Origin of the sequence: Paraburkholderia sp. J67 (genome assembly GCF_905220265.1) — a bacterium.
Classification (GTDB): Bacteria; Pseudomonadota; Gammaproteobacteria; order Burkholderiales; family Burkholderiaceae; genus Paraburkholderia.
On sequence record NZ_CAJMZK010000003.1, the window covers coordinates 328,560 to 353,529 of the forward strand.

The 24,970-nt window shown below is 65.2% G+C and carries 18 protein-coding genes; 14 read left to right on the top strand and 4 right to left on the bottom strand.

Going from position 1 to position 24,970, the window contains the following annotated elements; genetic code table 11:
• Positions 1 to 116 precede the first annotated feature (116 nt).
• Positions 117 to 1,340 carry a succinyldiaminopimelate transaminase gene (gene dapC / locus U5782_RS08415; protein ID WP_322043351.1) on the bottom strand — a complete coding sequence of 408 codons (1,224 nt, stop codon included), beginning with the start codon at positions 1,338 to 1,340 and terminating at the stop codon, positions 117 to 119.
• Between the two features lie 286 nt (positions 1,341 to 1,626).
• Between dapC and U5782_RS08420 the strand changes: the two genes are divergently transcribed.
• From U5782_RS08420 to def, 5 genes are all read left to right on the top strand, one after another.
• Positions 1,627 to 2,790, top strand: coding sequence for a DMT family transporter (locus U5782_RS08420; RefSeq protein ID WP_322043352.1), 1,164 nt, complete (start codon positions 1,627 to 1,629; stop codon positions 2,788 to 2,790).
• A 210-nt stretch (positions 2,791 to 3,000) separates the two neighbouring features.
• Entirely contained in the window at positions 3,001 to 6,519 is a 3,519-nt protein-coding gene (gene smc / locus U5782_RS08425) for a chromosome segregation protein SMC (protein WP_322043353.1), read from the top strand.
• Positions 6,520 to 6,683: 164 nt separating this feature from the next.
• Positions 6,684 to 8,039, top strand: a complete 1,356-nt coding sequence (locus U5782_RS08430) for a cell division protein ZipA C-terminal FtsZ-binding domain-containing protein (protein ID WP_322043354.1) — start codon at positions 6,684 to 6,686, stop codon at positions 8,037 to 8,039.
• A gap of 220 nt (positions 8,040 to 8,259) precedes the next feature.
• Complete coding sequence (gene ligA / locus U5782_RS08435; protein WP_322043355.1) at positions 8,260 to 10,320, top strand: NAD-dependent DNA ligase LigA; 2,061 nt, start codon at positions 8,260 to 8,262, stop codon at positions 10,318 to 10,320.
• On the top strand, positions 10,317 to 10,850 hold the full coding sequence (gene def, locus U5782_RS08440; protein WP_322043356.1) for a peptide deformylase: 534 nt from the start codon (positions 10,317 to 10,319) through the stop codon (positions 10,848 to 10,850). Before ligA ends, def begins: the two co-directional genes overlap by 4 nt.
• A 90-nt stretch (positions 10,851 to 10,940) precedes the next feature.
• Here the strand turns inward: def and U5782_RS08445 are convergent, their stop codons facing one another.
• Positions 10,941 to 11,690 carry a pseudouridine synthase gene (locus U5782_RS08445; RefSeq protein WP_322043357.1) on the bottom strand — a complete coding sequence of 250 codons (750 nt, stop codon included), beginning with the start codon at positions 11,688 to 11,690 and terminating at the stop codon, positions 10,941 to 10,943.
• A 27-nt stretch (positions 11,691 to 11,717) separates the two neighbouring features.
• On the opposite strand from U5782_RS08445, the gene U5782_RS08450 reads away from it, so the two are divergent.
• Positions 11,718 to 12,941, top strand: coding sequence for a hypothetical protein (locus tag U5782_RS08450; RefSeq protein ID WP_322043358.1), 1,224 nt, complete (start codon positions 11,718 to 11,720; stop codon positions 12,939 to 12,941).
• 3 nt (positions 12,942 to 12,944) lie between these two features.
• Here the strand turns inward: U5782_RS08450 and U5782_RS08455 are convergent, their stop codons facing one another.
• Together U5782_RS08455 and map are read right to left on the bottom strand one after the other, a co-directional pair.
• Entirely contained in the window at positions 12,945 to 15,524 is a 2,580-nt protein-coding gene (locus U5782_RS08455; protein WP_322043359.1) for a [protein-PII] uridylyltransferase, read from the bottom strand.
• A gap of 304 nt (positions 15,525 to 15,828) precedes the next feature.
• Positions 15,829 to 16,650, bottom strand: a complete 822-nt coding sequence (map, locus tag U5782_RS08460) for a type I methionyl aminopeptidase (protein WP_322043360.1) — start codon at positions 16,648 to 16,650, stop codon at positions 15,829 to 15,831.
• A gap of 423 nt (positions 16,651 to 17,073) precedes the next feature.
• On the opposite strand from map, the gene rpsB reads away from it, so the two are divergent.
• From rpsB to rseP, 8 genes are all read left to right on the top strand, one after another.
• Positions 17,074 to 17,829: a 30S ribosomal protein S2 gene (gene rpsB / locus U5782_RS08465; RefSeq protein ID WP_322043361.1), complete on the top strand. Its 756-nt coding sequence runs from the start codon at positions 17,074 to 17,076 to the stop codon at positions 17,827 to 17,829.
• 215 nt (positions 17,830 to 18,044) lie between these two features.
• Positions 18,045 to 18,926, top strand: a complete 882-nt coding sequence (tsf, locus tag U5782_RS08470; protein ID WP_322043362.1) for a translation elongation factor Ts — start codon at positions 18,045 to 18,047, stop codon at positions 18,924 to 18,926.
• A gap of 254 nt (positions 18,927 to 19,180) precedes the next feature.
• Complete coding sequence (gene pyrH / locus U5782_RS08475; protein ID WP_322043363.1) at positions 19,181 to 19,897, top strand: UMP kinase; 717 nt, start codon at positions 19,181 to 19,183, stop codon at positions 19,895 to 19,897.
• Between the two features lie 91 nt (positions 19,898 to 19,988).
• Positions 19,989 to 20,549, top strand: a complete 561-nt coding sequence (frr, locus tag U5782_RS08480) for a ribosome recycling factor (protein ID WP_322043364.1) — start codon at positions 19,989 to 19,991, stop codon at positions 20,547 to 20,549.
• 64 nt (positions 20,550 to 20,613) lie between these two features.
• Complete coding sequence (gene uppS, locus U5782_RS08485) at positions 20,614 to 21,396, top strand: polyprenyl diphosphate synthase (protein WP_322043365.1); 783 nt, start codon at positions 20,614 to 20,616, stop codon at positions 21,394 to 21,396.
• A complete protein-coding gene (locus tag U5782_RS08490) occupies positions 21,390 to 22,199 on the top strand; it encodes a phosphatidate cytidylyltransferase (protein ID WP_322043366.1) in 810 nt (269 codons plus the stop codon). Before uppS ends, U5782_RS08490 begins: the two co-directional genes overlap by 7 nt.
• A 23-nt stretch (positions 22,200 to 22,222) precedes the next feature.
• Entirely contained in the window at positions 22,223 to 23,404 is a 1,182-nt protein-coding gene (locus U5782_RS08495; RefSeq protein WP_322043367.1) for a 1-deoxy-D-xylulose-5-phosphate reductoisomerase, read from the top strand.
• A gap of 141 nt (positions 23,405 to 23,545) precedes the next feature.
• The gene (gene rseP / locus U5782_RS08500; protein WP_322043368.1) at positions 23,546 to 24,967 is read left to right on the top strand and encodes an RIP metalloprotease RseP; all 1,422 of its coding nucleotides are present in this window, start codon (positions 23,546 to 23,548) and stop codon (positions 24,965 to 24,967) included.
• The last annotated feature ends 3 nt before the right edge of the window (positions 24,968 to 24,970 follow it).

Here is a 24,970-nt window from a genome sequence, read left to right on the forward strand (position 1 = left end):
AAAAACGCGCTAAAAAGCGCGATCGGCGAAGCGTGGCACGCGCGGCGGGGCGCGCGTGCGGGAAGATCGGTTTTGGCAGGCTACCTGCGAGGTTACGTGCGCGCTTACGTGCTCTGTTACGCGCTCAGCGAGCGGCAGAAGTCGACGATGCGCTGCGCGCCCTCGGTGCACTCCTCGACGTCGGCGACCAGCGCGAGGCGCACGAAGCCAGTGCCGGGATTCGTGCCGTGCGCTTCGCGCGCGAGGAACGAGCCCGGCAGAACGGTCACATTATAGTCGGCGTAGAGACGCTGGGCGAACGCGGCGTCCGAGAGGCCGGTGCGAGCGACATTGGCCCAGAGGTAGAAGGCGGCGTCGGGCAGTTTCACGTCGAGCACGTCGGCGAGCATGGGCGTGACGGTCGAGAACTTCTGCACGTACTTCGCGCGATTGTCGCGTACGTGCGCTTCGTCGCCCCACGCGGCGATGCTGGCGGACTGCCAGACCGGCGACATGGCCGAGCCGTGATAGGTGCGATAGAGCAGGAACTGCTTGAGGATCGCCGCGTCGCCCGCGACGAAGCCCGAGCGCATGCCCGGCGCGTTCGAGCGCTTCGAGAGGCTGGAGAGCATGACGAGGCGCTCGAAGCCGCGGCCGAGCTGGCGGGCCGCTTCGAGGCCGCCCAGCGGCGGCCTGGTCTCGTCGAAATAGATCTCCGAATAGCATTCGTCGGACGCAATCACGAAGCCGTAGCGGTCCGAAAGCGCGAACAGTTCGCGCCAGTCGTCGAGCGTCAGCACGGCGCCCGTCGGGTTGCCCGGCGAGCAGACGAAAAGCAGCTGCGTGCGCGCCCAGACGTCCTCCGGCACCTGCGAATAATCGCAGGCGAAGTTGCGGGCCGGATCGCTGTTCACGAAGTACGGCTCGGCACCCGCGAGCAGCGCGGCGCCTTCGTAGATCTGGTAGAACGGGTTCGGGCAGAGTACGATCGGCCGCTTCGCCGGGTCTTTTGCGCCCGCCGTGGGATCCACGACCGCCTGCGCGAGCGCGAACAGCGCCTCGCGCGAACCCGAGACCGGCAGCACCTGCGTCGTGGCGTCGATCGCGGGCAGGCTGTAGCGCTCGGTCACCCATTTCGCGATCGCCTCGCGCAGCGCCGGGGTGCCGCCCGTGGCCGGATACACCGACAAACCGTCGAGCGAGGCGACGATGGCGTCGCGGATCAGCGCGGGCGTCGGATGTTTCGGCTCGCCGATCCCGAAGCTGATGTGGCGCAGGCCGGCGTTCGGCGTGACGTCCTTGAAGAGCACGCGCAGCTTTTCGAAGGGATAGGACTGAAGAGTGTCGAGTAGCGGATTCACGGGCTTGGCGGGCGGAAAGCGAAAAACGGATGGGCAGCGCATGGTGCGCTGGCGCAGCGGTGTCGGATCGACATGCCGCAACCGGCACAGCGCAGTCACTGCGCGGCGGGTGCGGCTGGAAAAGCGGGAATTATAACTTGGCGTCGTCGGGACGTTGCGGGCCTTGCGGGCTCGAACGGCAAGCCGTCGACGCTTCGGAGACGGAAAAGGGCCTGGACATGCAATCTGTGAGCTGGACATCGCGCGCGACGCGGTGCGTTTCGCCAACCGTTTTGCGGTCCGTGCGATGAACTCGAGCCTGAAGGCCGGCTGGCCGACACTCGCCATCCTGATCGGCGCGTCCGTTTGGGGCGTGATCTGGTATCCGCTGCGCACGCTCGCGGGCTATGGTCTGACCGGCACGGCGGCAGGCGCTGCCACAAGCGCGGCGGGCTGCCTCTTCGTGCTGCTGCTGCGCCGCCGCTCGATCGCCACGGTGCGCTGGCACTGGATTCTGCCGATGCTGGGTCTCGCGGCCGGCGTGACCAATATCGGCTTTGTCTGGGGCGCGATCCACGGCGAAGTGATGCGCGTGCTGCTGCTGTTCTATCTCACGCCCGCGTGGACGGCGATCTTCGCCCATTTCATCCTGCACGAGCGCCTCTCGTGGTCGGGCGCGGCGCTCGCCGGGCTGTCGCTTCTGGGTGCGGTGATGATGCTGTGGTCGCCGAAACTCGGCGTGCCCTTGCCCGGCAGCGCGGCCGAATGGGCGGGCCTCGTCGCTGGCATGGGTTTCGCGATGAGCAACGTGCTGGTCGTGAAAACGAGCCGCGTGCTGCCGCAGATGAAGGCCGAGATGCGCACCGCCGTGATCTTTGGCGGCGCGGCGATCTTCGGCGCGCTCGCTTCATGTTTCGAACCCATGCCCGTGCTTCATGCGGGCGAACCGCGCGCGCAGATTGTCCTGCTGGTGTTGCTGCTCGGCCTGTTGCTCAGTTCGAACAATATGCTCGTGCAGTACGGTTTGGCGCGTGTGCCGGCCAACCGCGCCTCGATCATCATGCTGTTCGAGATCGTCGTGACGGCGCTCTCGTCGTGGCTGCTCGCGGGCGAGACGCCAGGGCCGCGCGAATGGGCGGGCGGGGCGTGCATCGTGCTCGCCTCGCTGCTGTCGAGTTGGGTGCATCGCGCGCAGGACGCGAAGCGGCAGGACGCGCACACGATGCACACGGCCCACGCCAGCGCCGATGCCAGCGCAATCGCGCACGCGCAAACGGCCCGCATCGAGGACGACGATGGCGAGCGAGGCGCCAGCCCCGCGAATGAACCGGCAACTGGCGCCCAGGCCGGGCCACCCGCAAGCGCGTCGGGAAGCGGCGCGAACGACAGTGGGAACAATAGTGCGAACGACGGCACCGCGCCTGCCGCTTCGCCGCGCAGCGGTCAGAATGGCACGCGCGCGATGGTATGATTGCCGCTGATCCTCGCCGGCCGGCTCGCGCATGCAGTGAATGAAGCGCGTGGTGCGGCGAGCCGTGGCGGCTGCCTGAGATGTTTGCTGTATGCCTGATGCGGCGCGCCGCGCCGTCGTGCGACCGGTCCCGAGGTCGGCGGCGCGCGGCCTGCGACCAACGGCGCGGGCGGTCCCGTTCACTCTTCCTATTCCAACAGCGATATCGCCGTGCGTCTGACTTCGATTAAACTCGCTGGCTTCAAATCATTCGTCGATCCCACGCATTTCCAGGTTCCGGGCCAACTCGTCGGAGTGGTCGGACCGAATGGCTGTGGCAAATCGAACATCATCGACGCCGTGCGCTGGGTGCTCGGCGAATCCCGCGCTTCCGAACTGCGCGGCGAGTCGATGCAGGACGTCATCTTCAACGGTTCCACGGCGCGCAAGCCCGGTAGCCGCGCCAGCGTCGAACTCGTGTTCGACAACGCGGACGGCCGCGCCGCCGGGCAGTGGGGCCAGTATGCCGAGATCGCCGTCAAGCGCGTGCTCACGCGCGACGGCACCTCGAGCTACTACATCAACAATCTGCCGGCACGCCGCCGCGACATTCAGGACATTTTCCTCGGCACGGGTCTCGGCCCGCGCGCCTACGCGATCATCGGTCAGGGCATGATCGCGCGCATCATCGAGGCCAAGCCGGAAGAGCTGCGCGTGTTCCTTGAAGAAGCCGCGGGCGTTTCCAAGTACAAGGAACGCCGCCGCGAGACCGAAAACCGCCTGCACGACACGCGCGAAAACCTGACGCGCGTGGAAGACATCGTGCGCGAACTCTCGACCAATCTCGACAAGCTCGAAGGTCAGGCCGTGGTCGCGACGCGTTTTCGCGAGCTGCAAAGCGACGGCGAAGAGAAGCAACGCCTGCTGTGGCTGCTGCGCAAGAACGAAGCCGCAGCGGAACAACAACGCCAGCAACGCGCCATCGAGCAGGCGCAGATCGACCTCGAACGCCATACCGCGCAATTGCGCGAAGTCGAGGCGCAGCTCGAAACGTTGCGCGTCGCGCATTATTCGGCGAGCGACGCCATGCAGGGCGCGCAAGGCTCGCTCTACGCGGCGAACGCCGAGGTAAGCCGCCTCGAAGCCGAGATCAAGTTTATCGTCGAGTCGCGCAACCGCGTGCAGGCGCAGATCGCCGCGTTGACCGCCCAGCGCGAGCAATGGCAGGTGCAGGCGCAGAAGGCGCAGGACGACATCGAAGACGCCGAAGAGCAACTCGCGATGGGCGAGGAGAAGGCGGCCGTCGCGGAAGAGGAAGCGGCCGCGAAGCAGGAAGCGCTGCCTGCGCTCGAAAACCGCTGGCGCGATGCGCAGTCGCAACTGAACGAAGAGCGCGCCGGCATCGCGCGCACCGAACAGTCGATCAAGCTCGAAGCCGCGCATCAGCGCAACGCCGACCAGATGCTCCAGCAGCTTCAGCAGCGTGAAGAACGCCTGAAGTCGGAGGCGGGCGGTCTCGATGCGCCCGACGAAGCGCAGCTCGAAGAGTCGCGCATGCAACTGGCCGAGCAGGAGGAGGTGCTGCGCGACGCGCAGGATCGTCTCGCGGATGCGCAGGAAACCGTGCCGCGCCTCGATGCCGAGCGCCGCGCCGCGCACGAGCGCGTCAATGCGGAAAGCGCACAGATCCATCAGCTCGAAGCCCGTCTCGCCGCGCTCAAGCAGCTGCAGGAAAACGTACAGACCGAAGGCAAGATCCAGCCGTGGCTCGAACGCCACGAACTGGGTGCGCTGCCGCGTCTGTGGAAGAAGCTGCACGTCGAAGCGGGTTGGGAAACGGCGCTCGAAGCCGTGCTGCGCGAGCGTCTTGCCGCGCTCGAAGTGTCGAATCTCGACTGGGTGAAGGCCTTCGCAAGCGACGCGCCGCCGGCCAAGCTCGCGTTCTACGCGCCGCCGCTGGCGGGGCAGACGTCGGCCGCGCCGGCCGGTCTCACGCCGCTGCTCTCGCGCGTGCGCATCGACGATGCGGGCTTGCGCGCGGTGTTGAACGAATGGCTCGGCACGACCTTCGTGGCGGCCGATCTCGCCGAAGGGCTTGCCCAGCGTGCGCAGTTGCCCGAGGGCGGCGTGTTCGTCGTCAAGGCTGGCCATATGGTCACGCGTGTGGGCGTGCAGCTCTACGCCGCGGACTCCGAACAGGCCGGCATGCTGGCGCGCCAGCAGGAAATCGAAAATCTCGTGCGCGAGGTGCGCGCCCAGGCATTGCTCGCCGACGACGCGCGCTCGGCTGTGGTGCGCGCGGAAGCGGCCCATACCCAGGCGGCCCAGCAACTGGGCGAGCTACGCCAGCAGGCGGAGCGCGCGACGCAGCGCGTCCACGCGCTGCAAATGGACGTGCTCAAGCTGACCCAGGCGCACGAGCGCTACACGGCACGTAGCACGCAGATTCGCGAAGAGCGCGAAGAGATTCGTGCGCAGATCGAAGAACAGCGCGCCCTGCGTGCGGAGTCCGAAGCGAATTTCGAGCGTCACGACGTGGAACTCGCCGAACTGCAGGCGCGCTTCGAAGACAACCAGCTCGCGTTCGAAGCGCTCGACGAGGAACTGGGCACGGCGCGCAACCAGGCGCGCGATCTCGAACGCGCCGCGGGCGATGCGCGTTTCGCGGCGCGCAACATGGCCAACCGCATCGAAGAGCTCAAGCGCAATATCCAGGTCGCGCATGACCAGAGCGAACGCGTGGCCGCTTCGCTCGAAGACGCGCGCGCCGAACTCGAAACGATCAACGAGCAGACCGCTCACACGGGGCTGCAGGACGCGCTGGAAATCCGCGCGGAAAAGGAAGAAGCGCTGCGCAATGCGCGCGCCGAACTCGACGATCTGAGCGCCAGACTGCGTGCCGCCGACGAGACCCGCCTGAACGCCGAACGCGCGTTGCAACCGCTGCGCGACCGCATCACCGAACTCCAGTTGAAGGAGCAGGCCGCGCGCCTGAACGGCGAGCAATATGTCGAGCAGCTCCAGGCCGCCGGCGTGGACGAAGCCGCGTTGCAGGAAAAGCTCACGCCCGATCTCAAGGCGCCGTATCTGCAAGGCGAAGTCACGCGCATCAACAATGCGATCGCCGCGCTCGGCCCGGTCAACATGGCCGCGCTCGACGAACTGGCCGCCGCGAAGGAGCGCAAGACCTTCCTCGATGCGCAGTCGGCCGACCTGACGAGCGCGATCGAAACGCTCGAAGACGCGATCCGCAAGATCGACCAGGAAACGCGCACGCTCTTGCAAGGCACCTTCGACCAGGTGAATCACCATTTCGGCGAGCTGTTCCCGCGTCTGTTTGGTGGCGGCCAGGCGAAGCTCATCATGACCGGCGACGAAATTCTCGACGCGGGCGTGCAGGTGATGGCGCAGCCGCCGGGCAAGAAGAATTCGACGATTCACCTGCTGTCGGGCGGTGAGAAGGCGCTCACGGCCACGGCACTCGTGTTCGCGATGTTCCAGCTCAATCCGGCGCCGTTCTGTCTGCTCGACGAAGTGGACGCGCCGCTCGACGACGCCAACACGGAGCGCTTCGCCAACCTGGTGCGCGCGATGTCGGACAAGACGCAGTTCCTCTTCATCTCGCACAACAAGATCGCGATGGAGATGGCACAGCAACTGATCGGCGTGACGATGCAGGAGCAGGGCGTGTCGCGCATCGTGGCCGTCGACATGGAGTCGGCGGCAGGTTTCGCACAGAATATCGGCTAGTTGGTTCGAGCCGGTCCAGGAATCTAAGGGACGGCGCGCAGCGCGCGTCCGGCAACGTCTCACGAAGGCGGCCGGCGCGCAGGTCTGCCGCGCCATGCTTGCGGTACGCGTGCTGGAAAAAGCGCAGCGCGCGCCGCCAGAAAAGAATTGCAGATGGAGCATGCATGGATCAGTTGACTCTCGGGTTGATCGGCGCTGGCGCTGTGGTCGTCGGGGGCGTCGTGGTGTACAACGCGTGGCAGGGCGCCCGTGTGCGCCGGCGTATGCCGCGCCCGATGCCCGAAGAAGCGGTCGAGACGCCGCCGCGCGACGATTTGCAGGAGCCGAGCCCGTTCATCGAACCGGCGCGCGCGCCGTCGCGGCGCGAGCCGTCGCTCGCAGGCGTGAGCGCCGAGGAACAGGCGGAACGCGTCGAACCGGGCTTTGGCACGGCCGCGCCGGCTGACACGCCGGTCGATATTCAGGCCGAGAACACATCGCCCAATGGCTTTGCACAAGCGGAAGCCGAGCACGCCGAAAGCGCAGTGCCGGGCAATGTGGTCGAAGCTGGCGATCAGCCGGTGATCGCACCCGTCGCGCCGGCCGAACATGGCGAAGCCGCGGCCGCGGAAAACGACGAGGCGTCCGCGCCCGCCGTAGCTGACGAGGACGAGCGCATCGAGCCGGTCCTGCCGGCCGCGACGACGATTTCCTCGGCGCCGCCCGCGATCGTGGACCGCCGCATCGACTGCATCGTGCCGATCCGTTTGGGCGCCGTGCTGCCCGGCGAACGCGTGATTCCGCTCGCGCAGCGTCTGCGCCGCGCGGGCAGCAAGCCCGTGCATATCGAAGGCAAGCCCGAAGGCGGCGATGGCTGGGAACTGCTGCAAAACGGCGTGCGCTACGAGGAACTGCGCGCGGCCGCGCAGCTCGCGAACCGCAACGGCCCGCTCAACGAACTGGAGTTCTCCGAGTTCGTCGCGGGCGTGCATCAACTTTCCGACGCACTCGACGGCCTGCCTGAATTCCCGGACATGACAGAGACCGTGGCGATGGCGCGCGAGCTCGACGGTTTCGCGGCGCAGTGCGACGCGCAGCTCTCGATCAACGTGCTCTCGGATGGCGCGCCCTGGTCGGCGAACTATGTGCAGGCGGTGGCGGCGCAGGACGGGCTGCTGCTCTCGCGCGACGGCACGCGTTTCGTGAAGCTCGACGCGAAGCAGAGCCCGGTGTTCATGCTGCAATTCGGCGACACCAACTTCCTGCGCGACGACCTCACCTACAAGGGCGGCCAGATGATCACGCTGATCCTCGACGTGCCGGTGGCCGACGAGGACATCCTGCCGTTCCGCCTGATGTGCGATTACGCGCGTTCGCTCGCGGAGCGCATCGGTGGGCGCGTAGTGGACGATCAGCGCCGGCCGCTGCCGGAATCGGTCCTGCAAAACATCGACAAGCAACTCATGACGCTGTACGCGAAGCTCGAGCAGGCTGGCATTCCGGCGGGCTCGGCGGCGACGCGCCGCTTGTTCAGTCAGTAACGCGGTCGGTTACGGCCAGATTTTTGCCCGTGCAGAAGGCGCGGCGCTCATTGGGCGCCGCGCCTTTTTCGTTTGGAGCGACGGCAATGCTTCCCGGCCTACGAGGTTTGCCGGACGATTCGTCCGATGGCGCACCAAGCTGGCCGTTCGGACGATGCCAGCAGCGCGGCTTCCTGAGATAATCTGTCTCCGATATCACTTGTCAGAAGCCGCAACCAGCATGGTCCGTCATCCCGCCCGTCCTACCGAAGCATCCCCCGCGACCGAGCGCGCGGCGTGGCTGCGCGCCGAACTCGAGCGCGCCAATCACGCGTACTACGTGCTCGACCAGCCGGAGCTGCCCGACGCGGAATACGACAAGCTGTTCGGCGAGCTTCAGCAGATCGAAGCCGAACATCCCGAACTGATCACACCCGATTCGCCCACCCAGCGCGTGGGCGGCGAGGCGGCGGCCGGTTTCGAGCCGGTCGTGCACGACGTGCCGATGCTCTCGCTCAACAACGGTTTCGCCGACGAAGACATCGTCGCGTTCGACAAGCGCGTGCACGACACGCTCGGCAAGGCCGAAGGCGACGAAGTCGAATACGCCTGCGAGCTCAAGTTCGACGGCCTGGCGATTTCGCTGCGCTATGTGGACGGTTTGTTCGTGCAAGCCTCCACGCGCGGCGACGGCACGACCGGCGAAAACGTCACCGAGAACGTGCGCACGATCCGCTCGCTGCCGCTGCGCCTGAAAGGCAAGCGCGTGCCGAAGGTGCTCGACGTGCGTGGCGAGGTGCTGATGTTCCGCCGCGATTTCGCGCGCATGAACGATCGCCAGCGCGAAGCCGGTCAGAAGGAGTTCGCCAATCCGCGTAACGCGGCGGCGGGCAGTCTGCGTCAGCTCGATTCGAAGATCACCGCACAGCGCCCGCTGTCGTTCTTCGCCTATGGCATCGGCGTGCTCGAAGGCGAACCGATGCCCGCCACGCACGGCGAACTGCTCGACTGGTACGCCGAAATGGGTTTGCCCGTGAACGCCGAGCGCGCCGTCGTGAAGGGCGCACAAGGCCTGCTCGACTTTTTCCGTGCCGTGGGCGAGAAGCGTGACGGACTGCCTTACGACATCGATGGCGTGGTCTACAAGGTCAACCGTCGCGACGAGCAGGACGTGCTCGGCTTTGTCTCGCGCGCGCCGCGCTTCGCGCTCGCGCACAAATTCCCGGCCCAGGAGGCGCTCACGAAGCTCCTGGCCATCGACGTGCAGGTGGGCCGCACCGGCGCCATCACGCCGGTTGCGCGGCTGGAGCCTGTGTTCGTAGGCGGCGCGACCGTCACCAACGCCACGCTGCACAACGAAGACGAAGTCCGCCGCAAGGACATCCGCATCGGCGACACGGTGATCGTGCGTCGCGCGGGCGACGTGATTCCAGAGGTGGCGAGCGCGTTGCTCGATCGCCGTCCGTTGGATGCGCGCGAGTTCGTCATGCCGACCGAATGCCCGGTGTGCGGCTCGCGCATCGAGCGACTGCCCGACGAAGCCATCGCCCGTTGCACCGGCGGCCTGTTCTGCCCGGCGCAACGCAAGCAGGCGCTGTGGCACTTCGCCCAGCGCCGCGCGCTCGACATCGACGGACTCGGCGAAAAGATCATCGACCAGTTGGTCGAGCAGAACCTCGTGCGCACGCCCGCGGATCTCTTCAACCTGGGCTTTGCGACGCTGGCGGAACTCGACCGCATGGCCGACAAGTCGGCGCAGAACCTGCTCGATTCGCTGGAGAAGGCCAAATCGACCACGCTTGCGCGTTTCATTTACGCGCTCGGCATTCGCCAGGTGGGGGAGTCCACGGCGAAGGATCTGGCCAAATACTTCGGCTCGCTCGATCCGATCATGGACGCGAGCCTCGAACAGCTGCTCGAAGTGAAGGACGTGGGGCCGGTGGTGGCGGAATCGATCCACCAGTTCTTTGCGGAAGAACATAACCGCACCGTAATCGAGCAACTGCGCGCGCCGGGCAAGGTCACATGGCCTGAAGGTCCGCCTGCGCCGAAGGCGCCGGTGGGCGTGCTCGCGGGCAAGACGGTCGTGCTCACGGGCACGCTGCCGACGCTCACGCGTGATGCGGCGAAGGAGATGCTGGAAGCGGCCGGTGCAAAGGTGGCCGGCTCGGTGTCGAAGAAGACCGACTACGTGGTGGCGGGCGCCGACGCGGGCAGCAAGCTCGCGAAAGCCGAGGAACTCGGCGTGCCGGTGCTCGACGAAGAAGGGTTGCACAAGCTCCTGGAGGGGCATTCAACATGATTCGCGAAATTCTCAGGATGGGCGATCCGCGCCTGCTCAGCATCGCCAGACCCGTCGATCATTTCGACACGCCGGAACTGCACGAGCTGATCGCCGACATGTTCGACACCATGCACGCGGCGAACGGCGCGGGGCTGGCCGCGCCGCAGATCGGCGTGGATCTGCAGGTGGTGATCTTCGGCTTCGAGCAGAACGAGCGCTATCCGGAGGCGCCCGCCGTGCCGCAGACAGTGCTTATCAACCCCGTCATCCATCCGCTTTCGCACGACATGGAAGAGGGTTGGGAAGGGTGTTTGTCGGTGCCGGGTATGCGCGGCGCAGTGAGCCGCTATTCGATGATCCGCTACAACGGCTACGACCAGTACGGCAAACCGATCGAGCGTGTCGCGGAGGGCTTCCATGCACGCGTCGTGCAGCACGAGTGCGATCACCTGCTGGGCAAGCTGTACCCGATGCGGATCACGGATTTTTCGAAGTTCGGCTTCACCGAGGTGCTGTTCCCGGATCTCGACCCGAGCAGCGACGACTGACGGCTTGTAAAGCGCGTACGCAAGAAAAATGGGAGCCAGCGGCTCCCATTTTTTATGGTCCGGCGCGATGACGCGCCGGTGTCAGGGCGTTCAGAATCCTTCGTCCGCCGACAGATAGCGCCACTGGCCTTGCGGCAGCGCGCCCAGCAGCACCTGGCCCATGCGCACGCGCTTGAGGCCCACGACATGCAGACCGACCAGCTCGCACATGCGGCGAATCTGGCGCTTTTTGCCTTCGCGCAGCACGAAACGCAGCTGCTCGCCGTTCTGCCAGCTCACTTGTGCGGGCTTGAGCGGTACTTCGTCGAGCGACAGGCCGTGACGCAGTTTCGCCAGCAGATCGGCCGGGAAGTGCTGATCGACTTCGGTCTCGATGTCGCCATAGGTGACGCGTACGAGGTATTCCTTGTCGATGTCCGAGCTTTCGCCGATCAGCTGCTTCGCCACGCGACCGTCCTGCGTGAGCACCAGCAGGCCCGTCGAGTCGATGTCGAGGCGGCCGGCTGGCGCCAGCGTGCGCAGATGTTGCGCCGAGAAGCGGATGCCCGAACGGTCGCCCTCCCAATGATTCTCACCGGTGATGAGCGTGGCTGCGGGCGCGTAGCCGTCTTCGGCCTGGCCGGAGACATAGCCGATCGGCTTGTGCAGCAGGATCGTGACCTGGCGCGCCTGGGCGGCGAGTGCGGCGGGATCGACCTCGATACGTTGCTCGGGGGTGACCTTTGCGCCGAGGACGTCGACTACGACGCCATCCACAAAGACCCAGCCTTTTTCGATCCACTCGTCGGCTTCACGGCGCGAGCACAGGCCCAGCTCCGACATGCGCTTGGAGAGGCGCATCGTGTTGTCGCCGTCGATTTCCTCGCGATGCGCGCGTTGCGGCGCTTTGTCGAAGGACTTGCCGGCGGGCTTGTCGGAGAATTTGCGCGGGGCTGCGCCGTCACGGTCGTTGCCGTACGAGGACTTCACGGGGCGTGCAAAGCGGCGCTCGCCCGATTCGTCGCGCGGACGGCGGTCGCTGTTTTCGTCGCGTGCGCGGAACGGGCGGCGTTCGCCACCTTCGTCACGGCGCGGGAAGTTGCGCTCACCGCCTTCTTCGCGCGAGCGGAAGGGGCGGCGTTCGCCACCCTCGTCACGGCGCGGGAAGCTACGCTGACCACCTTCTTCACGAGCACGGAAGGGGCGACGCTCGCCACCCTCATCGCGACGCGGGAAATTGCGTTCACCGCCTTCTTCGCGCGAACGGAACGGGCGGCGTTCACCACCTTCGTCACGGCGGGGGAAATTGCGCTCACCACCTTCTTCGCGCGAACGGAACGGGCGGCGCTCGCCACCTTCGTTACGGCGCGGGAAGTTGCGTTCACCACCGTCTTCGCGCGAGCGGAAGGGGCGGCGCTCGCCACCTTCGTCACGGCGCGGGAAACTGCGCTGACCACCTTCTTCACGTGCGCGGAACGGACGGCGTTCGCCACCCTCATCACGACGCGGGAAGCTACGCTCACCGCCTTCTTCGCGTGCGCGGAACGGGCGGCGTTCGCCACCTTCGTCACGGCGCGGGAAGCTGCGTTCACCACCGTCTTCGCGCGAGCGGAACGGGCGGCGTTCGCCACCTTCGTCACGGCGCGGGAAGCTGCGCTGACCACCTTCTTCACGTGCGCGGAACGGGCGGCGCTCGCCACCCTCATCACGACGCGCGAAGCTGCGCTCACCGCCTTCTTCGCGAGCACGGAACGGGCGACGTTCGCCGCCTTCATCACGACGCGGGAAGCTGCGCTCACCGCCTTCCTTACGCGCGCCGAACGAGCGACGTTCGCCACCTTCATCGCGGCGCGGGAAACGACGTTCGTCGCCGGAGCCGCCGCCTTCGCGGGGCGGGCGCGCCGGGCGATTCGCCGCGTCACGCTCGCGCGACATCGGTTTGCCGGACGCGGGCTTCCCAGCCGTCGGCCGCGCGTCGGCGGGCCGCACCTCAGGCCGCACCGGCTTGCGCGCGGTCGTACTGCCGCGGCGGACGGGGGCGCGTTCCGGAGTGGTCGGGCGCGGATGTTTGGCTGTCAGTTTGGCTCGCATGATTCAGGTAATTCGCTTTGACTTTCACACTGCTATCGCGCGCAGCAGTTCGGTTTCGACACGGATCTGCAGACGGTTATCGGACAGACCCGAGCCGTCGAGCAGGAACACGTCCTCGACGCGCTCGCCGAGGGTGTTGATCCGCGCCGCATGGACGCCGACCCGGTGCTCGGCCAGCACGCGCGCGATCGAATAAAGAAGGCCCGGCCGGTCGTTGGCCGACACGGACAGGATGTAGTACTGGCCGCGCTCGTCGGCCCGCAGGTCGACGCGCGGCGTCACCGGGAAGGTGCGCGACAGTCGCGAGAGCCGTCCCTTGGACGGTTCGGGCAACACGTGGCTTTCGGCCGCGAGTCGCTCGGCGAGTTCCTGTTCGACCAGGTTCGCGATGTCGCGGTAATGCACGTCGCCCTCGGTGTGGGCGACGATGAAGTTATCGAGTGCATAGCCATGACGCGTCGTGCTCACGCGTGCGTCGAGCACGGACAGGCCGCTGCGGTCGAAGTAGGCGCACATCGTCGCGAACAGGTCGGGACGATCCTTCGCGTAGACGAGCACCTGCAGCGCTTCGCCGATCGGCGAAGGCCGCGCGCGCACGACCGGCGAGGGCGTTTCGACGTGACGGTAGAGCACGCGCGTCTGCCACGCGATATCGGCGGCGTCGTGGCGCAGGAAATAGCCGACGTCGAGCTTGTCCCAGAGCGTGCGGTGGGCATGCTCCGGCACGGTTTCGAGGCGCAGCAGCGCGAGCGCCAGTTCCTGGCGCGTCTTCAGCTCGGAATGCGTATCGGGCCGCGCGCCGCCGAGCACGGCCAGCGTCGATCGGTAGAGATCTTCGAGCAGCTTGCCCTTCCAGTTGTTCCAGACTTTCGGGCTGGTGCCGCGAATGTCGGCCACCGTCAGCAGATAGAGCGCCGAAAGACGTCGCTCGGAGCCCACCATATCGGCGAAACGCTTGACCACCTCGGGGTCGCTCGTGTCCTGCTTCTGCGCGACCTGGCTCATGGTCAGATGCTGCTGGACGAGCCAGACGATCAGATCGGCGTCCTCGCCCTCGATGCCGTGCTCGCGGCAAAAGCGCCGCGCGTCGGCCATGCCGAGCTGCGAGTGATCACCGCCACGCCCCTTGGCGATGTCGTGGAAGAGCGCCGCCACGTAGAGCACCCAGGGCCGCTCGAAATTAGCGATCAACTGGCTACAAAACGGATATTCGTGCGCGTGCTCGGCCACGGCAAAGCGGCGGATATTGCGCAGCACCATCAGGATGTGCTGATCGACCGTGTAGACGTGATACAGGTCGTGCTGCATCTGCCCGACGATGCGCCGGAAGTTCAGCAGATAGCGCCCGAGCACGCTCGTCTGGTTCATCAGCCGCATGGCGTGCGTGATGCCGGCGGGCTGGCGCAGGATTTCCATGAAGAGGCGCCGGTTTTCCGGGTCGCGGCGCCAGTGCAGGTCCATCTTCTCGCGCGCGTTATAGAGCGCGCGCATGGTCCGCGCGGAAAGCCCTTTGACGCCCGGAACCTGCTCGTAGAGCAGGAAGGCTTCGAGGATCGCGTGGGGCTCGCGTTCGAACACGTCGTCGGACACGATTTCGATCATGCCCTGTTTTTCGACGAAATGATCGGATAGCGTGCGCGTGATGCCGCTCGTGCTCGGGAACAGCTGCGCCTCGATGTTCTGGATCAGGATGCTAGCGAGCTGCGTCACGGCTTTCGCCGCCCAGTAGTAGCGCCGCATCAGCTGTTCGCTGGCGCGCCGCGCGGTGCTGGCCTTGAAGCCGAAGCTCTCGGCGACGGGCGTTTGCAGGTCGAATACGAGGATGTCCTGGCGGCGTCCTGCGATCACATGCAGGCGTGCGCGCAGCGCCTTGAGGAAGGTTTCGTTGCGGCGCAGTTCGCGCGCTTCGCGGGTCGTGATCAGGCCGCGCTGGTCGAGTTCCTTCCAGCTGCTGCCGAAGGCCGCGGCTTCGGTGATCCAGAGGATCAGTTGCAGATCGCGCAGGCCGCCGGGGCTTTCCTTGACGTTCGGCTCCAGCGCGTAAGGCGTGTCCTGGAAGCGCGCGTGACGCTGGCGCATTTCCAGCACCTTCGCCTGGAAGAAGGTGCGCGGGTCCATGGCGTCGCGGTAATGCCGGGCGAAGTCGGCGAACAGCGTCGTGCTACCGGTGATGGGGCGTGCTTCGAGCAGCGAGGTCCGCACCGTGACGTCGTTGGCGGCTTCCTCCAGGCACTGCGAGACGCTGCGCACACTGCTGCCGATTTCGAGCCCGAGATCCCACGCGAGACCAATGAAGCGTTCGATGTTCGCTTCGAGCGGCGCGAGCGCTTCGTCGTCGGGCAACAGTACGAGGATGTCGACGTCCGAGAACGGCGCGAGTTCTCCGCGGCCGAAGCCGCCAACCGCCACCAGGGCGAGCGAAGGCGGCAACTCGCACAGATTCCAGGCGTGGCGCAGCGTCTCGTCGGTGGTGCGGGCGAGCGCACGCATCAGCGAATCGACGTTGGACGCGCTTTTGAAGCGTTCGAGCAACTCGGCCTTGGCGGCCTTGTAGTCGGACTTCAGCGACGACGTATCGGGTGCGGCGACGGCGAGAACGCTCATGGGTCAGGATGGTGGTGGCGCGGTTGGGAACGCGGTTGGTCTTGCGTCCGGTGCGGCCGGAGGTCGGGCCGTTCGGGCTGTGATGCCGTATTCAGCAGCTTCTCTTGCCGGCTTTGCTGCTGGCTGGTGCCTGGTTGGTGATGCCTGAGGTGCCTGTGTTGCGGGTGACGCTCTGTCTTGCTCGTACCGGCGACCTGCGCTGCGCAGGAAACCGCCTGCTGCGGCCTGACCGGAGGCTGGGGCCACGGAGGTCAGGCGCAGCGCGTTTCGCAGAATCGCTTTGCTTGATGACTGCCTGAGCGCCTCAGGCCGGCGCGCCCGCGGCTTGCGCGACGATGGCCGGCTTGGCGGGCGTGCCCGCCGACACGGTCAGCACCTCATAACCCGTCTCGGTAACGAGCACCGTGTGCTCCCATTGCGCGGACAGGCTGCGGTCCTTGGTCTTGACGGTCCACTGGTCCGGCATCGTGCGGATGTCGCGGCGGCCCGCGTTGATCATCGGCTCGATGGTGAAGATCATGCCGGGCAGCAGTTCGACGCCCGTGCCGGCGCGGCCGTAATGGAGCACCTGCGGCTCGTCGTGGAACACCGTGCCGATGCCGTGGCCGCAGTACTCGCGCACGACGCTGTAGCCTTGCGCCTCGGCGTAACGCTGGATGGCGTGACCGATGTCGCCCAGATGGCCGCCCGGACGCACCTGATCGATGCCGAGCCACATACATTCATAAGTGGTCTGCACGAGGCGCTTCGCGAGGATCGAGCCTTCGCCGACGATGAACATGCGGCTCGTGTCGCCGTAATAGCCGTCCTTGATGACGGTGACGTCGATATTGAGCGTGTCGCCGTTCTTCAGCGCCTTGTCGCCCGGAATACCGTGACAGATCACGTCGTTGACCGAGGTGCAGATGGCCTTCGGATAGGGTGGGTAGCCGGGCGGCTGATAGTTCAGCGGCGCGGGCACCGTGCCTTGTACGTTAGTCATGTATTCGTGGCAGAGCCGGTCGATTTCGCCGGTCGTGACGCCCGCAACCACGAAGGGCGTAATGTAATCGAGCACCTCGCTTGCCAGTCGGCAGGCGACGCGCATTTGCGCGATGTCGTGTTCGTTCTTGATCGAAATGGCCATGGTGTGCGCCCGAAAATGCAGTCGAATATCGAATTATCGCACCTTATCCCCACGGTCGCTGGCTTTTGAGAATGCGCTATCCTGCTGGCTCGCCAACGCGGGCGTGCGCCTTGTACAGTCTGGGCGTCCCTTCCCGAGGGTATTAGCCGTCTTGAGGCATGCACAGTTTGCGTGCTATACTCTTGGGCTAAGTCGCTCCCGTCTCGCTCAACGTAGTGGGGCGCAGGTAGTGATTGTGCCTGAGCTTGCCGCGGGCAAAAAATAACGGCAGCAGTTGGAAGAAGCAGAAAGAAGCAGCATCGTGAAATCGCGAGCCGGCGCACCCAGGGTGTCGGGCGCGCCAGTCCCGGATCCTCTTAAGGCGGGGCGGTGCACCGATACGGCAGCCGGCTTAAGAAACCAACCCTAGCGGAGAATTGAAATATGGCAGTTACCATGCGCCAAATGCTGGAAGCAGGTGTCCACTTCGGTCACCAGACGCGCTTCTGGAACCCGAAGATGGCCCCCTTCATCTTCGGTCATCGCAACAAGATTCACATCATCAACCTCGAAAAGACGCTGCCGATGTACAACGACGCACTGAAGTATGTGCGTCAACTGGCAGCGAATCGCGGCACGATCCTGTTCGTCGGCACGAAGCGTCAATCGCGCGACACGATCGCTGAAGACGCGCAACGCGCAGGCATGCCGTTCGTGAACGCACGCTGGCTCGGCGGTATGCTGACCAACTTCAAGACGCTGAAGGTTTCGATCAAGCGCCTGAAGGACATGGAAGCAGCAGTTGAGGCAGGCGAACTCGAAAAGATGAGCAAGAAGGAAGCGCTCCTGTTCGAACGCGAAATCGCCAAGCTGCAAAAGTCGATCGGCGGCGTGAAGGACATGGGCGGCATTCCGGACGCGATCTTCGTGGTCGACGTCGGCTACCACAAGATTGCTGTGACGGAAGCCAACAAGCTGGGCATCCCCGTCATCGCCGTGGTCGACACGAACCACTCGCCGGAAGGCATCGACTACGTCATCCCGGGTAACGACGACGCCAGCAAGGCTGTCGCCCTGTACACGCAAGGCGTGGCAGACGCGATCCTCGAAGGCCGTGCGAACTCGGTGAACGAAGTGGTCGCAGCCGCTCGCGGCAACGAAGGCGACGACGAGTTCGTCGAGGTCAACCCGGAGGCGTAAGCTGCCCCCGGTGTCCGGCAAGAAAAGGGGGCTTTCCATAGGCCCCTTTTTTTTAAGCCGTGGCATTCGACGCCGCTTCATATTGGCGGCACCGTAGTCCTGTAGAAAGCAGCTGTAAAAAAGCGTTTCAGCACGGGCACAGACGGAAACGAATTCCTGCCAGTTGCATCGAATCATGCGACTGGCGCGTACCAGACAGACTCAAGGAGCGAATGATGGCGGCAATTACCGCAAGCATGGTGGCAGAACTGCGCGCGAAGACCGACGCGCCGATGATGGAATGCAAGAAGGCGCTGACGGAAGCCGACGGCGACCTGGCACGCGCTGAAGAACTCCTGCGCGTCAAGCTGGGCAACAAGGCGAGCAAGGCTGCATCGCGCGTCACGGCTGAAGGCGTGATCGCTTCGTTCATCGGCGCTAACGCTGGTGCAGTGGTCGAGCTGAACTGCGAAACCGACTTCGTCGCGAAGAACGACGACTTCCTCGCATTCTCGAACACGGTGGCCGAGCTGGTCGCTACGCAAAACCCGGCTGACGTCGCAGCTCTGTCGGCTCTGCCGCTGGAAGGCTCGACGGTCGACGCAGTGCGCCTGGCACTGGTCGGCAAGATCGGCGAAAACGTTTCGATCCGCCGCTTCGCGCGCTTCGAAACCGCCAACAAGCTGGCAGCGTACCTGCACGGCACGCGTATCGGCGTGCTGGTCGAGTACACGGGCGCAGACGAGCAAGTCGGTAAGGACGTGGCGATGCACATCGCTGCAATGAAGCCGGTTTCGCTGTCGTCGGACGACGTGCCGGCCGAGCTGATCGCCAAGGAGCGCAGCATCGCCGAGCAGAAGGCTGCTGAATCGGGCAAGCCGGCTGAGATCGTCGCGAAGATGGTTGACGGTTCGGTCCAGAAGTACCTGAAGGAAGTCTCGCTGCTGAACCAGCCGTTCGTCAAGAACGACAAGCAGACGATCGAACAGATGCTGAAGGCCGCGAACAGCTCGGTGCAGAAGTTCGCACTGTTCGTCGTTGGCGAAGGCATCGAAAAGCGTCAAGACGACTTCGCAGCCGAAGTGGCCGCGCAAGTCGCTGCTGCAAAGCAGCAATAAAGGCCGCGCAAGCCTTGAAGCAGCACGCTTCAAAGCACGACACGTTGTACCGCAGTACCGTAGCAAGCCGCGGCGGCAGTTTCCCGCCGCGGTGGGCAGCGTAGCGACGCCCGAGTAGCGACGCGGGGCATGGCGGAAGTCCGCTGTGCCCAGTGGCGCAAATCTTCGCTATTTCTGGTGGCGCTTGCCCCAAGCCGTATTTCACCCCTACAGTTTCAAGTTATTGCCCTTTGCGCGCGATCCTGGATACCTCCATGCCCACACCCGCCTATAAACGCGTCCTGCTCAAACTTTCCGGCGAAGCCCTGATGGGCGATGATGCCTTCGGCATCAATCGCGCCACGATCGAACGTATGGTGGCGGACGTGGCCGAGGTCGTGCGTCTGGGCACCCAGCTCGCAGTCGTGATCGGCGGCGGCAATATTTTCCGCGGTGTCGCGGGCGGCGCGGCCGGTATGGATCGCGCAACCGCCGACTACATGGGTATGCTCGCGACCATGATGAATGCGCTCGCGCTGCAGGACGCCATGCGTCACGCCGGCATCGAAGCGCGCGTGCAGTCCGCGCTGCGCATGGATCAGGTCGTCGAACCGTACATTCGTCCGCGCGCGATCCGTCAGCTCGAAGAGGGCAAGGTCGTGATCTTCGCGGCCGGCACGGGCAACCCGTTCTTCACGACCGACACCGCTGCCGCGCTGCGTGGCGCGGAAGTGGGCGCTGAAGTCGTGCTCAAGGCCACCAAGGTGGACGGCGTCTACTCGGCCGACCCGAAGAAGGATCCGACGGCTACGCGCTACACGACGATCAGCTTCGATGAGGCGATCGGCCGCAATCTGCAGGTGATGGACGCCACGGCCTTCGCGCTGTGCCGCGACCAGAAGCTGCCCATCCGCGTTTTTTCCATCGTCAAGCCCGGTGCGCTCAAGCGCATCGTCCAGGGCGAAGACGAAGGTACGCTCGTCCACGTGTAAACTCTCGTCTCACGCGAGATCGATCTCGGGCCGCGCCGCCCATTTGCGCGCTGGCGGGCCCGTACCGTAATGAAGATTCGGAGGTATCAAAATGGCTGTGGCTGACATCAAGAAGGGCGTTGAGCAGAAAATGCAGCGCTCGATCGAAGCGTTCAAGGGCGACCTGGCGAAGATCCGCACGGGCCGCGCCCACACGGGTCTGCTCGACCACATCCAGGTCGACTACTACGGCTCGCCCGTGCCCATTTCGCAAGTTGCGAACCTCACGCTCGTCGACGCTCGCACGATCGGCGTCCAGCCGTGGGAAAAGAAGATGGTCCCGGTCGTCGAAAAAGCGATCCGCGACTCGGATCTCGGCCTGAACCCGGCGACGAGCGGCGACCAGATTCGCGTGCCGATGCCCGCACTGACCGAAGAGCGCCGCAAGGAACTCACCAAGGTCGTCAAGAACGAAGGCGAAACGGCCAAGGTTGCCGTGCGTAACCTGCGTCGCGACGCCAACGAGCAACTCAAGAAGCTCGTGAAGGACAAGGAAATTTCGGAAGACGACGAGCGCCGTGGCAGCGACGACGTCCAGAAGCTGACGGATCGCTTCGTGTCTGAGATCGACAAGCTCGTCCAGACCAAGGAAGCCGAAATCATGACGGTCTGAAGCCGTCAGGCTTCCAGTCCCGCCAGGGTTTCCCTTTCCTTATCGCAGTTCTAGTCCGACGGCCATGACCTATACCAGCTCAACCGTTCGCGTGCCCGACGTGGCGGCCGTGCCACGTCATATCGCGATCATCATGGACGGCAATGGCCGTTGGGCAACGCAACGCCGGCTGCCGCGCGTTGCAGGCCATACGCGCGGCGTGGACGCCGTGCGTTCGGTCGTCGAGGCGTGCGTCGCGCGTGGCGTCGAGTTCGTCACGCTGTTCGCCTTCAGCTCCGAGAACTGGCGGCGTCCCACCGACGAAGTTTCCTTCCTGATGCGCCTGTTCGTCACCGCGCTCGAGCGCGAAGTGGCGCGCCTGCACGCGAACGGCATCCGCCTGCGCGTGGTCGGCGACCTGTCGATGTTCAACGAGCGCATCCAGGACCTGATTCGCCGCGCGGAAACCAAGACCGCGCGCAATACCCGCCTGACCCTGACCATCGCCGCGAATTACGGCGGCCGCTGGGACATCATGCAGGCCACCCGCAAGCTGGTGGAAGCGTCGGTCGCGGCAGGCGAGGCAGTGCCGGTGACCGAAGACACGGTCAGCCAGTATCTCGCCATGAATTACGCGCCGGAACCGGATCTCTTTATCCGTACCGGCGGCGAGCAGCGCGTGAGCAATTTCCTGCTCTGGCAACTCGCGTACGCAGAATTTTATTTCACCGACACGTATTGGCCGGATTTCGACGCCGACGCGCTCAATCGCGCCATCGAGTCCTATACCGATCGTGAGCGCCGCTTCGGCCGCACGAGCGCCCAGCTCGTCACCCAATCCCAGAACGCCGACTCGCTTTCATGCTAAAGACCCGTGTCATCACGGCGATCGTCCTGCTGGCCGTCTTCCTGCCGGTCACGCTGTTCGCGCCGGTGGCCGCCTTTGGCGCGCTGATCGGCCTCGTGGTGGTGTTCGCCGCGTGGGAATGGGCGCGCCTGCTCAAGGCCGGCACGGTGGGCTCGATCGTCTACGCCGCCATCGCCGCCATCGTTGTGTTCGCGAGCACCCGCCTCGAATCCGCGCGCCCGCTCTATCAGGCCGCCGGTATCTTCTGGCTCGTCGGCGGTCCCTACGTGCTGGTGCGTAAGCCGGTGCTGGCCGCAGGCGCCTGGCGCGTCTTCCTGCTGCTCGCTGGTTTCGTGATCTTCGCCGCCTGCTGGCATGCGCTCGTTGGCGCCCGCACGCTCGGCGTGAGCTTCGTGCTCTCGCTGCTGCTGGTCGTCTGGCTGGCCGATATCGGCGCATACTTCGCAGGTAAGGCATTCGGCAAGCATAAACTCGCGCCCTCGATCAGCCCCGGCAAGACCTGGGAAGGCGCAGTGGGCGGTTGGGCCGCCGTGATGATCGTGTCGGTCGCCGCGCTCACGCTGCAAGCGTTCGAGCCGACCCTGTATTCGGCGCTGGCCGCCCAGTTGGGCGTCGGCCGTGCGCTTTTCGTGCTTACCGTGCTGGTCGCGTTCAGCGTGATCGGCGATCTGTTCGAGTCGATGCTCAAGCGCCAGGCTGGCGTGAAGGATTCGAGCGGACTGCTGCCAGGTCATGGCGGGGTCCTCGACCGTATCGACGCGCTGTTGCCGGTGCTGCCGCTCGCCATGTTGCTGCTCGGCTAAACGCGCCCGGCTAGAGAATGAATATGCAAAAACGACTTACCTTGCTCGGCTCCACGGGCTCGATCGGAGACAGCACGCTCGACGTCGTCGCGCGTCATCCGCAACGCTTCTCGGTCTACGCACTCACCGCACACCGTAACGGCGACAAGCTCGTCGATCAGTGTCTGCGCTTCGCGCCCGAAGTGGCCGTGGTCGGCGATGCCGAAACGGCCCAGGACGTCGAGCGCAAGCTGCGCGCGGCCGGTTCGAAGACCGTTGTGACGTTTGGGCCACAGGCGCTCATCGACGTTGCGAAGAACGACAATTGCGACACGGTGGTCGCGGCCATCGTCGGTGCGGCGGGCCTCGAGCCTACGCTCGCAGCCGCCCAGGCTGGCAAGCGCATCCTGCTTGCCAACAAGGAAGCGCTCGTGATGTCGGGCGATATCTTCATGGATGCGGTGCGCGACAACGGCGCGGTGCTGCTGCCCGTGGATAGCGAGCACAACGCGGTGTTCCAGTGCCTGCCTTCGGAAGGCACGAAGCACGGCGGCGTGACCAAGATCATCCTGACCGCATCGGGCGGCCCGTTCCGCACGCGCGAGCCGTCCACGCTCGTCGACGTGACGCCGGAGCAGGCCTGCAAGCACCCGAACTGGTCGATGGGCCGCAAGATCTCGGTCGATTCGGCAACCATGATGAACAAGGGTCTCGAAGTCATCGAGGCGCATTACCTGTTCGATCTGCCGGGCGACCGTATCGACGTGCTGATCCATCCGCAAAGCGTGATCCACTCGATGGTCTCGTATGCGGACGGCTCGGTCCTCGCGCAACTGGGCAACCCCGACATGCGTACGCCGATCGCGCATGCGCTGTCGTTCCCGGAGCGTATCGATTCGGGCGTCGCGCAACTCGATCTCACGCAGGTCGCCACGCTCAACTTCGAGAAGCCCGACTACGAGCGTTTCCCGTGTCTCGCGCTGGCGATGCAGGCGCTCGCCGCGGGTGGCGTGGCAAGCGCAACGCTCAATGCGGCGAACGAGATCGCGGTCGAAGCATTCCTTAACCGTCGTATTGGTTTCATGGCGATCGCGCAGACGGTCGACGCCGTGCTTAACGCGCTGCAAAACCGCAGCGCCACGAGTCTCGACGTCGTGCTCGAAGCCGACGCAGCCGCGCGTCGCGCGGCTCACAAGATCATCGACAGCCTGCCGGTGCCGGCTTAAGGCCTTTGACGGGCCACGCTCGGGTGGTCTGCGCCGGATCGGCAGACGCCCGAGGGTTCACGAGGATTCAGCCCGAATCCATCGGCCCGCAAGCAAAGCCACTCCCGCACTGGCGCGCTGCTTCCAGCAGAGGAGGCGCATATGGATCTGCTCACCGAACTGGTGGCTTTTGTCGTGGCGATTGGCGTACTCGTCGTCGTTCACGAATATGGACACTACAGTGTCGCGCGCTTGTGCGGCGTCAAGGTTCTGCGTTTTTCGATCGGCTTTGGCCGGCCGCTCCTGCAGTGGGTTAGCAAGAAGAGCGGCACGGAATGGACGATCTCGGCGTTGCCGCTTGGCGGCTACGTCAAGATGCTCGACGAGCGCGAATTCCCCGACACGATCTCCCCAGACGATCTGCCGCATGCCTTCAACCGCCAGTCGGTGGGCAAGCGCATCGCCATCGTCGCCGCGGGTCCGGTCGCCAATTTCATTCTTGCCATTGCGCTGTTCGCGGTTGTCTACGCGAGCGGCGTGAGCGAGCCTGCCGCCGTCGTAGCCGCGCCGCCGGTGCAGTCCGTGGCCGCGCGCGCAGGCTTCCAGGGCGGAGAGACCGTGCTGTCCGTCAACGACGGCAACGGCAACGACGCCGCCGTGCGCTCGTGGGCCGACCTGCGCTGGAAGCTGCTTTCGGCCGCCTTCGATCATCGACGCGTGGCGCTGTCGGCGCGCGACGGCGCAGGTACGTATGCGTTCCCGCTCGATCTCTCCCAGCTCGCCAGTAAGGATCTCGACGACGACTTCATGTCGAAGCTCGGTTTCGATCCTGGCGGCGGCACGCTGCGTGTCGCGGGCGTGGAGGCGGGCAGCGCGGCACAGCAGGCGGGTCTCCAGAAGGGCGATCGCCTGCGCGCGATCGATGGCCGACCCGTTGACAGCGCAAGCACTTTCATCGCGTATGTGAAGGCGCATGCAGGCAAACCGGTGCAGTTGCAGATCCTGCGTGGCGGTGACGCCCAGGACGGTGGTAAAGACAACGCACAAGCTAGCGCACCCGCCAATGCGCAGGCGCTCACGATTACGGTGACGCCCGCAGTCCAGCGCGACGAGGAAACGGGCGAAGAAGTGGGCCGCATCGGCGCGGCGCTTTCCGCGCAGGCGCCTTCGGTGGAGGTGCGTTACGCGCCGCTCGAAAGCGCGCGCCTCGGTGCGTATCGCACGTGGGACATCGGCGTGTATTCGCTGAAAATGTTCGGCCGCATGCTCACGGGCGAGGCGTCGCTGAAGAATCTTTCGGGACCGGTGACGATTGCTGACTATGCGGGCAAGAGCGCAAAGCTCGGACCGTCGGCATTCCTCTCGTTCCTCGCCCTTGTCAGTATTAGCCTTGGCGTGCTCAACCTGCTCCCAATTCCGGTATTGGACGGGGGGCATCTGTTATATTATGCGGTTGAAGCCGTAACGGGCAAAGTCGTCTCGGATCGCTGGCAGATGGTCCTGCAGCGAGCGGGTCTTGCCTGCATCGTCGCGCTGTCGGCGATCGCGTTGTTCAACGACCTGGCTCGGTTAATCCATTTTTAAAGA

Coding starts and splice junctions, on each gene's coding strand:
- U5782_RS08490 (WP_322043366.1), top strand. CDS start 21,390: ATGCTAAAGACCCGTGTCATCACGGCGATCGTCCTGCTGGCCGTCTTC.
- rseP (WP_322043368.1), top strand. CDS start 23,546: ATGGATCTGCTCACCGAACTGGTGGCTTTTGTCGTGGCGATTGGCGTA.
- def (WP_322043356.1), top strand. CDS start 10,317: ATGATTCGCGAAATTCTCAGGATGGGCGATCCGCGCCTGCTCAGCATC.
- frr (WP_322043364.1), top strand. CDS start 19,989: ATGGCTGTGGCTGACATCAAGAAGGGCGTTGAGCAGAAAATGCAGCGC.
- uppS (WP_322043365.1), top strand. CDS start 20,614: ATGACCTATACCAGCTCAACCGTTCGCGTGCCCGACGTGGCGGCCGTG.
- map (WP_322043360.1), bottom strand. CDS start 16,650: ATGGCCATTTCGATCAAGAACGAACACGACATCGCGCAAATGCGCGTC.
- U5782_RS08495 (WP_322043367.1), top strand. CDS start 22,223: ATGCAAAAACGACTTACCTTGCTCGGCTCCACGGGCTCGATCGGAGAC.
- U5782_RS08430 (WP_322043354.1), top strand. CDS start 6,684: ATGGATCAGTTGACTCTCGGGTTGATCGGCGCTGGCGCTGTGGTCGTC.
- U5782_RS08445 (WP_322043357.1), bottom strand. CDS start 11,690: ATGCGCCTCTCCAAGCGCATGTCGGAGCTGGGCCTGTGCTCGCGCCGT.
- rpsB (WP_322043361.1), top strand. CDS start 17,074: ATGGCAGTTACCATGCGCCAAATGCTGGAAGCAGGTGTCCACTTCGGT.
- pyrH (WP_322043363.1), top strand. CDS start 19,181: ATGCCCACACCCGCCTATAAACGCGTCCTGCTCAAACTTTCCGGCGAA.
- U5782_RS08455 (WP_322043359.1), bottom strand. CDS start 15,524: ATGAGCGTTCTCGCCGTCGCCGCACCCGATACGTCGTCGCTGAAGTCC.
- ligA (WP_322043355.1), top strand. CDS start 8,260: ATGGTCCGTCATCCCGCCCGTCCTACCGAAGCATCCCCCGCGACCGAG.
- U5782_RS08420 (WP_322043352.1), top strand. CDS start 1,627: ATGAACTCGAGCCTGAAGGCCGGCTGGCCGACACTCGCCATCCTGATC.
- U5782_RS08450 (WP_322043358.1), top strand. CDS start 11,718: ATGCGCGCGTTGCGGCGCTTTGTCGAAGGACTTGCCGGCGGGCTTGTC.
- tsf (WP_322043362.1), top strand. CDS start 18,045: ATGGCGGCAATTACCGCAAGCATGGTGGCAGAACTGCGCGCGAAGACC.